This is a genomic window from Stenotrophomonas muris (assembly GCF_052751275.1).
On the sequence record NZ_CP199879.1, the window covers coordinates 1561522 to 1575250 of the forward strand.

The window sequence follows — 13729 nt, forward strand, 5'->3', positions numbered from 1 at the left end:
ATGGCCATGAAACTCCTCCCCTCTTCTTCCTGGCAGCGCCGCGTGGCGTCGTTCGTCGCGCTGATGCTGCTCGTCGTGGCAGCCCCGGCCAGCGCCGAGCGCATCAAGGACCTGGCCCAGGTCGGCGGCGTGCGTGGTAACGCCCTGGTGGGCTACGGCCTGGTGGTCGGCCTGGATGGCAGCGGCGACCGCACCAGCCAGGCGCCCTTCACCGTGCAGAGCCTGAAGAACCTGCTCGGCGAGCTGGGCGTGAACGTACCGGCCAACGTCAATCCGCAGCTGAAGAATGTTGCGGCCGTCGCGATCCATGCCGAGCTGCCGCCGTTCGCCAAGCCGGGCCAGCCGATCGACATCACCGTGTCGTCGATCGGCAACGCCGTCTCGCTGCGCGGCGGCTCGCTGCTGATGGCCCCGCTGCGCGGCGCCGACGGCCAGATCTATGCGATCGCGCAGGGCAACCTGATCGTCGGCGGCTTTGGTGCGCAGGGCAAGGATGGTTCGCGGGTTTCGGTGAACGTACCGAGCGTGGGCCGCATTCCCAATGGCGCCACGGTCGAGCGTGCCCTGCCCGACCCGCTGGCCAATGGCGGCGACATCACGCTGAACCTGCACAACAACGATTTCACCACCGTTTCGCGCATGGTCGCCGCACTCAACAACGCGTTCGGCGAAGGCGCCGCGCGTGCGGTCGACGGCGTGACCGTGGCCGTGACTGCGCCGACCGATCCGGGCGCACGCATCGGCCTGCTGGCCCGCATCGAGAACCTGGAGCTGACCCCGGGCAGCGCCCCGGCCAAGGTCGTGGTCAATTCCCGCACCGGCACCGTGGTCATCGGCCAGCAGGTGCGGGTCGGCCCTGCCGCGATCTCGCATGGTTCGCTGACGGTGACGATCCAGGAGAACACCAACGTCAGCCAACCCAATGCCCTGTCCGGTGGCCGTACCGTGGCCAGCCCACAGTCGACCATCACCGCCACCAACGACGGCAGCCGCATGTTCAAGTTCAGCGGCGGCACCACCCTGGACGAGATCGTGCACGCGGTGAACGCCGTGGGCGCGGCGCCGGGCGACCTGATCGCGATCCTGGAAGCCCTGAAGCAGGCCGGCGCATTGAGTGCCGAGCTCGAGGTGATCTGACATGCGCATCAATCCCGCATTCGACCTGCACCCGGCGCAGCAGAACGACCCGGCCAAGATCGACAAGGTCGCACGCCAGCTGGAAGGCCAGTTCGCACAGATGCTGGTCAAGAGCATGCGTGATGCCAGTTTCGGCGACTCGCTGTTTCCCGGCGAGAACAAGATGTTCCGCGACATGTACGACCAGAAGATCGCCGAGGCGATGACCCGCGGCAAGGGGCTGGGCCTGTCCGGCATGATCAGCCGCCAGCTGTCCGGCCAGGCCGCCGACGGCCCCGCGCTGGATACCCGCGTGGATCCGGCCAAGGCCAGCCGCGCCTACCAGCTCAACGCGCCGGACAAGCCGGCACCGTCGCTGCCGTTGGAAGATGGCAGCCAGGCCGTGCGCATGCTGCAGCAGATGGCGGCCGGCGCACAGCACGGCGCGCAGGCCGCGCTGGCACCGATGGAACAGGCACTGGACCTGATCGCCGGTCGCGAGAGCAGCAGCCTGCACCGCTCGCTGGGCACCGAGGATCCGTACATCGGCAACCTGCAGGGCGAGGACTGGTCCACCAACAACGACCAGTGGTCGGCGACGGCCAGCAACCGCGGTACGGCCATGAGCCAGGCCGATGCGATGGCTACCCGCACCGCCGTGGCCCAGCTGGGGCCGCACACGCCGGAAGGTTTCGTCGCCAGCATCTGGCAGCACGCGCAGAGCGCGGCCAGGGAACTGGGCGTGGATGCCCGTGCGCTGGTCGCCCAGGCCGCGTTGGAAACCGGCTGGGGCAAGCGCCACATCCGCCAGTCCGACGGCAGTACCTCGCACAATCTGTTCGGCATCAAGGCCACCGGCTGGAGCGGCCAGCGCGTTGAAGCCGGCACCCACGAATACGTGGATGGCGTGCGCCGCAACGAAACCGCCAGCTTCCGCGCCTACAGCTCGCCGGCCGAAAGCTTCGCCGACTACGTGCGCCTGCTGAAGACCAGCCCGCGCTACCAGCAGGCCCTGCAGGCCGGCACCGACGTGCAGGGCTTCGCCCGTGGCCTGCAGCGCGCCGGCTATGCCACCGACCCACGCTATGCGGCCAAGATCGCCGCGATCGCCGGTGGCCCGACCATCGAGCGTGCCGTAGCGGCCGTGACCGACGCCGGCGCGCGCCTTGGCCAGACCTTCGCCAGCACCGCGACCGCGGCGCTGGGTATCACCCGTCGTTGAGGAACCCCATGTCCAGCGTACTTTCCACCGGTACCGGTGCCCTGCTCGCCTTCCAGCGTGCGTTGGCGACCACCAGCCACAACGTGGCCAACCTCAATACGCCCGGCTACAGCCGGCAGAAGGTCAACTTCGCTACCGCCGACCCGCAGAACTACGGCTATGGCACGGTCGGCAACGGCACCCGGATCACTGACATCCGCCGCACGGCCGACCAGCTGGCGATCTCGCGCCTGCTCGACAGCAGCGGTGAACTGGCGCGCCTGAAACAGCTTTCGGGCATGGCCGACCGGGTCAACGCGCTGTTCTCCGATGCGGCCACCAATGTGGCCGGCGTCTGGTCGAACTTCTTCGATTCGGTCAGTGGCCTGTCGTCCAACGCGGCCGGCACCGCCGACCGCCAGAACATGCTCGACGGCGGCAAGGCGTTGGCCAACCGCTTCGTGCAGCTCAACACGCACTTGAACAACCTCAACAGCGAGGTCAACAACGGCCTGCTGGCCGGTGCCACCGAGGTCAACCGCCTGGCGCAGGAAATCGCGCAGATCAACGGCGCCATCGGCACCAACGTCGCCACCGCGGCGCCCGATCTGCTCGACCGCCGCGACCAGCTGATCACCCAGCTGATCGGCTACACCGGTGGCACGGCCGTGATCCAGGACGGCGGCATCATGAATGTCTACACCGCCGGCGGCAACGCGCTGGTGGTGGGTACCACGGCGACCAAGGTCACCACCGTGGCCGACCCGTACCAGCCCGAGCGCCTGCAGTTGGCGCTGGAGACCCAGGGCAACACCATCCGCCTCGACCCGAAGGCGGTCGGCGGCCAGATCGGTGGCCTGCTGGAATTCCGCGACACCGTGCTGACCCCTGCCCAGGCTGAACTGGGCAAGCTGGCGGTGGGCCTGGCCGAGAGCTTCAACCAGGCGCACCACCAGGGCGTGGACCTGTATGGCCAGCTGGGCGGGGACTTCTTCACCATCGGCAACCCGCGCGTCACCGGCAACAACAGCAATACCGGCACCGCCAGCCTCAGCGCAACCTACGGCGACCTGGGCAAGCTGGACGCGCAGAACGTGGTGCTGCAGTTCGATGGCACCAACTGGAAGGCCAGCCGCGCCGACACCGGCGCCAGCATCCCGCTGACCGGCACCGGCACCGCCGCCGATCCGCTGGTGATCAACGGCGTCAAGCTGGTCGTCGGCGGTACGCCGGCTGCAAATGACCGCTTCCTGCTGCAGCCGACCGCGGGCGTGGCCGGCAGCATGGAAGTGGCAATCACCGATCCGTCGCGCATCGCCGCCGCTGCAGCGGTGAAGGGCGCGGCCGCCACCGCCAACACCGGTACCGGCAAGCTGAGCGGTGTCACCGTCACCGATTCGACCGACGCCAACCTGCGCAATCCGTCGGCGATCGTGTTCACCTCGGCCACCACCTACACCATCGACGGTGGGCCGCCGCAGACCTACACGCCCGGCCAGACCATCAGCGCCAACGGCTGGAGCTTCGTGCTGGACGGTGCACCGAAGGTGGGCGATACCTTCAACATCACCCCGACCCCGGCCGGTTCGTCGGACAACAGCAACGCGTCGAAGCTGGCCAAGGTGGAAAGCGCGAAGGCGTTCAACGCCGGAACGGTGACACTGAACGGCGCGCTGGGTGGCCTGACCACCCAGGTCGGCGCCGCCGCCCGCTCGGCCGAGTACTCGCTCGACGCGCAGCTGGTGATCAATGACAAGGCGCAGGAAGCCCGCGACGAAGTCTCCGGCGTGAACCTGGACGAGGAAGCGGCGGACATGCTGCGCCTGCAGCAGGCCTACCAGGCCGCCTCGCAGCTGATCTCGACCGCCGACAGCATGTTCCAGACCATCCTGGGAGCCGTCCGCCGATGAGCAGCCGCATCTCCACCAGCATGATGTTCAACCAGTCGGTGTCGCTGATGATGGCCAAGCAGGCCAAGCTCAGCCACCTGGAGCAGCAGATCGCCACCGGCAGCAAGATCGTCAGCGCCAAGGACGATCCGGTTGCCGCCGGCACTGCGGTCGGCCTTGACCGCAGCCTGGCTGCACTGGACCGCATGAAGCTCAATGCCGGCAACGTGCAGAACCGCCTGGGCGTGCAGGAAAACACCCTGGCACAGGTCAACGACCTGATGGCACGCGTCAACGATCTGACCATCCAGGCCAGCAACCCGGCGCTGAGCGCGGCGGACAAGAAGACGCTGATCACCGAGGTCAACCAGATACGCGACGGCCTGCTGTCGCTGGCCAACGCCGATGATGGCACCGGCCGCTACGTGTTCGGTGGCACCAACGACGGCGACCCGCCGTTTGCCAAGATCAACGGCAAAGTGGTCTACCGTGGCGACCAGACCCAGCGCCAGGTCGAAGTCGGTCCGGATACCTACGTGAAGGACGCGCTGCCCGGCAGCGAGATCTTCATGCGCATTCCCACCGGCGATGGCTTCGTCGACGGCAGCGCCGCGGCCGGCAACACCGGCAACGGCGTGCTCACCAACATCACCCGCGACGGCAGCGACAGCTGGAACGGCCAGGGCTTCAGCGTGCGCTTCACCACTGGCAACCAGTACGAGGTGGTGGATGGTGCGGGCAACGTGACCGGAACCGGCACCTACAAGGCCGGCGACGATCTGGAAGTGAACGGTGTGCGCCTGCGCATCACCGGCGCACCGGCGGCGGGTGACAGCTTCAGCGTACAGGCCGCCAGCAGCCGCGACATCTTCTCCACCATGGACAACCTGGTGGCGGCGCTGGGTGCCGACACCGGTACCACCGCGCAGATGACTGCGCAGCAGAACCAGCTGCAGAGCGCACTGCGCGACGTGGCGCGCGCTTCCGAGCGGATGATCGATTCGCGTGCCGCAGGCGGTGCGCAGTTGAAGGCGCTGGACAATGCCGCCGACATGCGCGAGGCCAATGGCGTGACCCTGAAGACCACGCTGTCGCAGATGCGCGACCTGGATTACGCCGATGCGCTGAGCCAGTACCAGCTGCAGAGCACCGCGCTGCAGGCGGCGCAGACGATCTTCTCGCAGATGCAGTCGATGTCGCTGTTCAACAAGCTGCGCTGACGCCCCGCCCGCGTCAGTCCCGAAAGGCCGCGATGCCCTGCATCGCGGCCTTTTTCGTTTGCGCGCCTGCCCGCCGCTGCGCGGCCACCTGGCCGTCGCCGACCGATTTTCCGTGATTCTCCATCAAGCCCGGCCCGACCCCGCCGATACCTTCATCAGCGCTGGTCAGGCCCTGCCCGACCGCCCCTCCCGGGGCCGCTTCCACCCTGGCAACAGGGCTGAAAACCCCGGGAAAACAGCTTCAGGCAACGAATTCTGGCTTCAACGGAATTCACGGCTAAAGGTTGTTGACAAAGCGCCGTTATTCATTTGGCAACGGCGAAGCACACAGCCACACAAAAAAAACAGGCGGCGCTTCGTTTCATTCACCAACGGGTTCCATATAAGAGGAGACGACCCCATGGCACAGGTAATCAACACCAATACGATGTCGCTCAACGCTCAGCGCAACCTGAGCACCAGCGGCAGCTCGCTCGCCACCACCATCCAGCGCCTCTCGTCCGGCCTGCGCATCAACAGCGCGAAGGACGACGCGGCCGGCCTGGCCATCAGCGAGCGCTTCACCACCCAGATCCGCGGTCTGGACGTGGCCATCCGCAATGCCAACGACGGCATCTCGCTGGCCCAGGTCGCCGAGGGTTCGCTGAACGAAGTCGGCAACAACCTGCAGCGCATCCGCGAACTGGGTGTGCAGGCCTCCAATGCCACCAACTCGGCCAGCGACCGCAAGGCCCTGCAGGCTGAAGTGACCCAGCTGGTCAGCGAGATCGACCGCGTCGCCAAGCAGGCCGACTTCAACGGCACCAAGCTGCTGGACGGCAGCTTCACCAGCCAGCTGTTCCAGGTGGGTGCCAACGCCGGACAGGCCATCGCCATCAACAGCGTGGTCAACGCCAAGGCCGATTCGCTGGGCGCGGCCACCTTCGCCAACGGTTATACCGGCACCGCACTGGCGGTGGACAAGGCGACGGCCGACACCACCTACTCCGGCCTGCAGGTCTCGGTGACCCCGCCGGGCGGCACCGCCACCACGGTCACCATCAGCGACTTCACTGTGAAGGCCGGCGAATCGATCACCTCGGCCACCGCCGCGGCGATCAACAACAAGCTGGGCGAAACCGGCGTGGTTGCCTCGGTCAATGCCGGCGTCGTCAGCCTGGCCTCGGTCAAGGATGGCCAGACCTTCGCGCTGGGTGTCAGCGCGGCGACTCCGCCGGCCGGCGCCACCGCCGCGACCCTCGCCGGCCTGGGCCTGACCGAGACCAGCACCAACGGCGGCACCCTGACCGGTGCAGCGGCCAGCTTCGTCAAGGACCTGAACGTCACCACCGCCGAAGGCGCACAGAAGGCGATGTCGATCGTCGACAAGGCCCTGGAATCGGTCAACAGCGTCCGCGCCGACCTCGGCGCGATCCAGAACCGCTTCACCTCGGTGGTCGCCAACCTGCAGACCTCCTCGGAGAACCTGTCCGCATCGCGCAGCCGCATCCGCGATACCGACTTCGCCAAGGAAACCGCCGAACTGACCCGCACCCAGATCCTGCAGCAGGCCGGTACGGCCATGCTGGCCCAGGCCAACCAGGTACCGCAGAACGTGCTCAGCCTGTTGCAGCGCTGACATGAGCCGCCCCCGGGGCACGTCGGGGGCGTCTAACCCAACTCACGTGCAACCGCTCAAGGACCTCTCCTCATGGCACAAGTCATCAACACCAATACGATGTCGTTGAATGCTCAGCGTAACCTGAGCACCAGCGGCAGCTCGCTGGCTACCACCATCCAGCGCCTGTCCTCCGGTTCGCGCATCAACAGCGCCAAGGACGACGCCGCCGGCCTGGCGATCTCCGAGCGCTTCGGCACGCAGATCCGCGGTACCGACGTCGCCATCCGCAATGCCAACGACGGTATCTCGCTGGCCCAGGTCGCCGAAGGTTCGCTGACCGAAATCGGCAACAACCTGCAGCGCGTCCGCGAGCTGTCGGTGCAGGCCTCCAACGCCACCAACTCGGCCAGCGACCGCAAGGCGCTGCAGGCCGAAGTGACCCAGCTGGTCTCGGAAATCGACCGCGTCGCCAAGCAGTCGGACTTCAACGGCACCAAGCTGCTGGACGGTTCGTTCTCCAGCCAGCTGTTCCAGGTCGGTGCCAACGCCGGCCAGGCCATCGCCATCGACAAGACCATCGATGCCAAGGCCAACGCCCTGGGCGGCGCCAAGTTCGACACCAACGCGCTGGCCCTGGCCGACCCGGGCACCAACGCTGATTTCAGCACCAGCGGCCTGCAGATCAATGGCGTTGCCATTGCCGATGTCTCGGTCAAGCAGGGCGCCGACGCCGCTGCCACCGGCAAGGCCTCGCGTGAAGCACTGGTGACCGCGATCAACGCCAAGATCGGCGAGACCGGCGTGTTCGCGGAAGTGAACGGCACCGCTGGCGTGACCCTGACCTCGGTCAAGGACAGCGTCAACGCCGATGGCTCGTTCAAGGCCATCACCGCGACCCCGGGCACCTGGACCGGCGCTACCGCGCCGACCTTCACCGCCTCGACGGCCGCGCCGGCCGCCAAGTACGCCAGCGACCTGGACGTCAGCACCGTGAAGGGTGCCCAGCAGGCGATGGAAATCGTCGACAAGGCCCTGGGTGCGATCAACAGCACCCGCGCCGACCTCGGTGCGATCCAGAACCGCTTCACCTCGGTCGTGGCCAACCTGCAGACCTCGTCGGAAAACCTGTCGGCTTCCCGCAGCCGCATCAAGGACACCGACTTCGCCAAGGAAACCGCCGAACTGACCCGCACCCAGATCCTGCAGCAGGCCGGTACGGCCATGCTGGCCCAGGCCAACCAGGTGCCGCAGGGCGTGCTCAGCCTGCTGCGCTGATCCGCTCGCTGATCGACCTCCGGGCGCCGCATGACGCGGCGCCCGGATCCTGAAACACGTTCCACCTTCGCCAAAGGAAAAGCACCATGGCACAAGTCATCAACACCAATACGATGTCCCTGAATGCTCAGCGCAACCTGAGCACCAGCGGCAGCTCGCTGGCTACCACCATCCAGCGCCTGTCCTCCGGTTCGCGCATCAACAGCGCCAAGGACGACGCCGCCGGCCTGGCGATCTCCGAGCGCTTCGGCACGCAGATCCGCGGTACCGACGTCGCCATCCGCAATGCCAACGACGGCATCTCGCTGGCCCAGGTCGCCGAAGGTTCGCTGACCGAAATCGGCAACAACCTGCAGCGCGTTCGCGAGCTGTCGGTGCAGGCCTCCAACGCCACCAACTCGGCCAGCGACCGCAAGGCGCTGCAGGCCGAAGTGACCCAGCTGGTCTCGGAAATCGACCGCGTCGCCAAGCAGTCGGACTTCAACGGCACCAAGCTGCTGGACGGCACCTTCTCCAGCCAGCTGTTCCAGGTCGGCGCCAATGCCGGCCAGGCCATCGCCATCGACAAGACCATCGATGCCAAGGCCGGCTCGCTGGGCACCTCGACCTTCGCCACCGGCGCGACCGCTGCCCTGGCTGCCAGCACCGACGGCGCCCGTTTCTCCGGCACCGTGATGGGCGTGGACATCGGCACGGTTGAAGTGAAGGCCGGCGCCACCACGGCCGATGCCTCCAAGGCCGTCGCCACCGCCATCAACGCCAAGATCGGCGAGGCCGGCATCTACGCCGAAGCCAATGCCGACGGCACGCTGAAGCTGAGCTCGGTGAAGGAAGGCAAGGCTGTCGCCGCCGCCGATATCGCCCTGATGCGCAGCGACTACGACGCGACCGCCAAGACCTGGGGCACCGCGGCAGCTGCGGGCGCCTACACTGCCGGCACCGATACCTCGGCCAACGTGCAGAAGCTGGACGTGAGCACCGTGCTCGGCGCCCAGCAGGCGCTGGAAGTGGTCGACAAGGCCCTGGGTGCAATCAACAGCACCCGCGCCGACCTCGGTGCGATCCAGAACCGCTTCACCTCGGTCGTGGCCAACCTGCAGACCTCGTCGGAAAACCTGTCGGCTTCCCGCAGCCGCATCAAGGACACCGACTTCGCCAAGGAAACCGCCGAACTGACCCGCACCCAGATCCTGCAGCAGGCCGGTACGGCCATGCTGGCCCAGGCCAACCAGGTGCCGCAGGGCGTGCTCAGCCTGCTGCGCTGATCCACGGCAAGAAGGCGCCGCTACCGTCGGGTCGAACCGACGGTAGCGGCAACCGGGAAGCCACGATGCACGAAGGCGCGGGCCATGCCCGGCCCGGGATCACTCCCGAACCGGCTTGGCATCGCCCGCTCCTGCGGACCTCTCTTTCAGCGCTGTACCTTTGACTGTACGTACCGGGCGGCTTCGTCTCCCCCCGATTGTCAGTAGCCTGATCCCTCCCCTGCATTGGGGGAGGGCTTTTTGCAGACTCCCGGCAGCCCGCGGTGAACCTACCCGCACCCTGCCCCAGCCCTCCTGCAACCCGCGTGCCAGAACCCGCGCCAGGCGATTGGCACGGCACGTGCATCGACGAAGTCCTCAAGACCCAGCGGCGCAGGCCGCTATTTTTGTTGACGACGGGCCACCGCACGACGGCCGGGCCCGGATACCAGGAGAAACGACGTGGCAGACTTTGGATACGGTGGCATTGGCTCGGGACTGGATATTTCCAGCATCGTCAACCAGCTGGTCGCAGCTGACCGCAAGCCCGCCGACAATGCGCTGAACCTGCAGCAGTCCAAGGCCAAGATGCAGTTGTCGTCGATCGGCACCATCACCTCTGCCTTCGACAAGCTGAAGACGGCGCTGACCGCACTGAAGGCCACCACGGCGTTCGACACGCGCACGGTGACCGCCAGCAAGGGCGGCGACAAGGGCACCGACGAGATCCTGACGGCGTCGGTCGCGCTGTATGACGTTGGCACCACCAAGGCTGCGGCCTCCAACGGCACGCACGTGGTCAATGTCACCTCGCTGGCCACCGCGCACAAACTGATCGCCGATACCTCGGTACCCAAGACCGACACGTTTGCTGCCGGAACCTTGACGCTGACCGTTGGCGTGGGCGACAAGGCCAAGACCATGAACGTGGAGGTGGAGGACGGCGACACGCTGACCACCATCCGCAACAAGATCGATGCGGCCGGCCGCAAGGAAGGCGTGCAGGCCACCCTGATCAGCTCCGGCGACAACCAGTACCTGTCGATCGCCCAGGAGAAGACCGGTGCCGCCAACGCGATCAAGCTCGAATACGCCGGCAGCGACGCCAAACTGGGCGGCCTGGTCAACAGCCTCAAGCAGAACACCGCCGCCGCCGACGCCGAGCTGACCATCGATGGTGTGAAGGTCGTCAGCGCCAGCAACACCGTAGCCGATGCGGTTCCGGGCCTGACCCTGAACCTGAAGATGCCGGGCACCAGCACGGTGACCATCAGCACGGACACTGCGGCAGCCGCCAAGGTGATGCAGGAGTTCGTCACCGCCTACAACGCTGCACTGGCGGCGATCAACACCGAAACCAAGTACGACGCCAAGACCAAGGAAGCCTCCACGCTGACCGGCGATGCGCAGATGCGCGGCGCCACCAGCCAGCTGCGCTCGGTGATGTCGAGCGTGCTCAAGGACCTGGCCGGTGACAAGCTCGATGCCAAGGCGATCGGCCTGGATACCCGTGGCTATCCCAATGCCGACGGCACGCTGATCCTGGACACCACCAAGTTCGCCGCCGCACTGGCCAGCCAGCCGGAGAAGATGCGCCAGGCGATCACCGGTGATACCGGCGGTGCCGGCAAGCTGTACACGCTGGTCGACGGCTATGTCAGCACCACGGTCGGCAAGGAAGGCGCCTTCGTTGCCCGCACCAAGGGCCTGAACACCACGCTGGACAACATCGACAAGCGCCGCAAGGACCTCGACACGCGCATGAAGAGCGTGGAAGAGCGCTACAAGAAGCAGTTCCTGGCGCTGGACAGCCTGATGGGCAAGCTGCAGCAGAGCAACACCGCGCTGCAGCAGCAGCTGGCCCAGTTGAACCGCTGACGGACATGCACGGCACTCAAGTTTGCCGCGCAATGCACCGATAACGGACGCAACAGCAATCATCGCCGCGCCGTCGGCACCGGTCCCCGCGATCACCCGACGGCACCCCGCGCAAGGAGAATCACGAATGTACGGTTCCAGCCGTCAATATGCCGAGCAGTACCGCCAGGTGGGGGTGACCAGTGCGGTCGCCGATGCCGATCCACACAAGCTGGTGGCGATGCTGCTGGCCGGCGCGCTGGAGCGCGTGCGCCGCGCCCTGGCCAGCCTTGAACGCGGTGACCAGGCCGGCAAGGGCAAGGCGATCGGCGAAGTCTGCGCGATCGTCGGCCACCTCAACGGCTCGCTGGACCATGAGGCCGGTGGCGAGATCGCCGGAAATCTGTCTGCGCTGTACGACTACGTGCTGCAGCGCCTGACCGAGGCCAACCTGCACAACGACCGTGCCGCGCTGGATGAATCGCTGCAGCTGCTGGGCGAGATCGACAGCGCCTGGAACGCGATCCCGCACGAACAGCGCCGCCCGGCCGCGGTGGCGCCATGAGCCTGCAGGAACTGCATGCGCAGCTGGATGCCTTCGAGAGAGCCTTGGGCGAAGAATCCCTCGACCAGGCAGACAGCCTGCTCGACGGCCACGACAGCACCCTGCACGCCCTGCTCAGCCAGCCGCTGACCGCTGCGGACCACGCGCCGCTGAGCGCCCTGTTCGAGCGCCAGCAGAGTCTGCTCGGCCTGCTGCGCCAGCGCCGTGATGCCGTGGCCGCACTGATGAACGACGGCCAGCGCTCCCTTCGCGCGGCGCATGCCTATCTGCAGGCAGAATCGCTGGCATGACCTCGCTGCCGACCACCTCGCTGCATCACCCGGCCGAAAGCGAGCTGTTCGACGAGACGCTCAGCTGCGAACTGGCCCTGCCGGCCGAGTTCCAGGCGGGCAGCGCGGCCGGCCGCACCAGCAGCGCCGAAGGCCTGCTGCGCAGCCTGGCACTGGTCGAGGACAGCCGCGGCGACGAGCACGACGAACGCAACGAAGCCAGCCTGCAGCTGCAGCGCCTGGAAGCCAAGCTGGACCTGGCGATGGTGCTGCTCGGCCGGCTGGTGCGCCAGCAGGGCCAGGAGCTGACCCTGCGCCCGGTGCGCTGGTCGCGCCGTGGCATCCGCCTGCAGCTGGGCCCGCGCAGTGGCGCAAGCCCCGGCCAGGCCGGCGTGGTGCGCCTGCAGCCCAGCGATTGGCTGCCCGACCACATCGACCTGCCGGTGGAGGTCGTCGCAGAAGCCGCCGACGGTAGCGGCGGGCACTTCCTGTGGCTGCGCTTCCAGCGTTTGGGCGATGGCCTGGAGATGGCGATGGAGCGGCACCTGTTCCGCCTGCACCGCCGCCAGGTGGCCGAGGCACGCCGCGCACGCTGAAACCCGCCCCCTTGGCGCTGTACGGCCGACCCTTGGCGCGCCCGTTCAGCTAAGTTAAGGTGGATGCCCCTACACGGATCTGCTGCGTGCCTGTGCGAGTTCTCATCGTCGACGATCACACCCTTGTCCGCGCCGGCCTGGCGCGGCTGCTGCAGGGGTTTGCCGACGTGCAGCTCGTGGCCGAGGCCAGCAACGCCGAACAGGCACTGCAACTGTCCCTGCAGCACGCACCGGATGTGGTGCTGATGGACCTCTCGCTGCCGGGCCGCACCGGCCTGGAAGCGCTCAGCGACATCCGCCTGCGTGCCCCCGGCACCCGGGTGGTGATGATGACCATGCACGACGATGCCGCCCACGTGCGCGATGCACTGGATCGTGGCGCGGTCGGGTTCGTGGTGAAGGACGCCGCACCGCAGGAACTGGAACTGGCACTGCGGGCCGCGCACGCCGGCCAGGTGTTCCTGAGCCCGCAGATCTCGGCCAAGATGCTGGCGCCGATGCTGGGCCGCGAGAAACCCACCGGCATCGCCGCACTCTCACCACGGCAGCGCGAGATCCTGCGCCGCATCGGCAAGGGCGAGAGCAACAAGGAAATCGCCGCCGATCTCGGCATCAGCGTCAAGACGGTGGAGACCCACCGCGCACGCATGATGGAGTCACTGGGCTGCCGTCGCGCCAACGATCTGCTGCTGTTGGCCGCGCGCCATCAGCACGAGCTCGAGTAGGCGCCGGTATCGGGGTCAGATCCCTTTCCCGTGGAAACGGATCTGACCCCGCGACACCCTGCGTTGGCGACGACATCCCGTCACCCCGACATTCCCTGACAGGAATCCGTGCCCCGACCGCCGCGCGCCCAGCGGCTTCGCCACCACAAATCAATGACTTGGCGACGCATTT

At 67.1% G+C, this 13729-nt stretch carries 12 protein-coding genes; all 12 read left to right on the top strand.

From position 1 onward, the window contains the following. The 12 genes from ACUVWL_RS07095 (at position 1) to ACUVWL_RS07150 (ending at position 13557) form a co-directional block, all read left to right on the top strand. Positions 1 to 1137, top strand: a complete 1137-nt coding sequence (locus tag ACUVWL_RS07095) for a flagellar basal body P-ring protein FlgI (RefSeq protein WP_041863393.1) — start codon at positions 1 to 3, stop codon at positions 1135 to 1137. 1 nt (position 1138) lies between these two features. Then, the gene (gene flgJ / locus ACUVWL_RS07100) at positions 1139 to 2338 is read left to right on the top strand and encodes a flagellar assembly peptidoglycan hydrolase FlgJ (protein ID WP_014647059.1); all 1200 of its coding nucleotides are present in this window, start codon (positions 1139 to 1141) and stop codon (positions 2336 to 2338) included. Positions 2339 to 2346: 8 nt separating this feature from the next. Then, positions 2347 to 4227 (top strand): flagellar hook-associated protein FlgK, encoded by a 1881-nt coding sequence (gene flgK / locus ACUVWL_RS07105; protein WP_445978978.1) that lies wholly within the window; start codon positions 2347 to 2349, stop codon positions 4225 to 4227. Beyond that, a complete protein-coding gene (gene flgL / locus ACUVWL_RS07110) occupies positions 4224 to 5426 on the top strand; it encodes a flagellar hook-associated protein FlgL (RefSeq protein ID WP_014647057.1) in 1203 nt (400 codons plus the stop codon). Before flgK ends, flgL begins: the two co-directional genes overlap by 4 nt. Positions 5427 to 5826: 400 nt before the next feature. Then, a complete protein-coding gene (locus ACUVWL_RS07115; RefSeq protein ID WP_032961916.1) occupies positions 5827 to 7044 on the top strand; it encodes a flagellin in 1218 nt (405 codons plus the stop codon). Positions 7045 to 7116: 72 nt separating this feature from the next. Then, the gene (locus tag ACUVWL_RS07120) at positions 7117 to 8301 is read left to right on the top strand and encodes a flagellin (RefSeq protein ID WP_005413266.1); all 1185 of its coding nucleotides are present in this window, start codon (positions 7117 to 7119) and stop codon (positions 8299 to 8301) included. Positions 8302 to 8387: 86 nt separating this feature from the next. Further along, on the top strand, positions 8388 to 9566 hold the full coding sequence (locus ACUVWL_RS07125; protein WP_014647055.1) for a flagellin: 1179 nt from the start codon (positions 8388 to 8390) through the stop codon (positions 9564 to 9566). A gap of 441 nt (positions 9567 to 10007) precedes the next feature. Further along, positions 10008 to 11423: a flagellar filament capping protein FliD gene (gene fliD / locus ACUVWL_RS07130; RefSeq protein WP_445978979.1), complete on the top strand. Its 1416-nt coding sequence runs from the start codon at positions 10008 to 10010 to the stop codon at positions 11421 to 11423. 127 nt (positions 11424 to 11550) lie between these two features. Beyond that, a complete protein-coding gene (fliS, locus tag ACUVWL_RS07135; RefSeq protein WP_005416447.1) occupies positions 11551 to 11967 on the top strand; it encodes a flagellar export chaperone FliS in 417 nt (138 codons plus the stop codon). Beyond that, positions 11964 to 12257 (top strand): hypothetical protein, encoded by a 294-nt coding sequence (locus tag ACUVWL_RS07140; protein ID WP_032959403.1) that lies wholly within the window; start codon positions 11964 to 11966, stop codon positions 12255 to 12257. The genes fliS and ACUVWL_RS07140 overlap by 4 nt, the downstream gene beginning before the upstream one ends. Further along, a complete protein-coding gene (locus ACUVWL_RS07145) occupies positions 12254 to 12832 on the top strand; it encodes a PilZ domain-containing protein (protein ID WP_014647052.1) in 579 nt (192 codons plus the stop codon). Before ACUVWL_RS07140 ends, ACUVWL_RS07145 begins: the two co-directional genes overlap by 4 nt. A 92-nt stretch (positions 12833 to 12924) precedes the next feature. Beyond that, a complete protein-coding gene (locus tag ACUVWL_RS07150) occupies positions 12925 to 13557 on the top strand; it encodes a response regulator (protein WP_032959406.1) in 633 nt (210 codons plus the stop codon). Positions 13558 to 13729 lie beyond the last annotated feature (172 nt).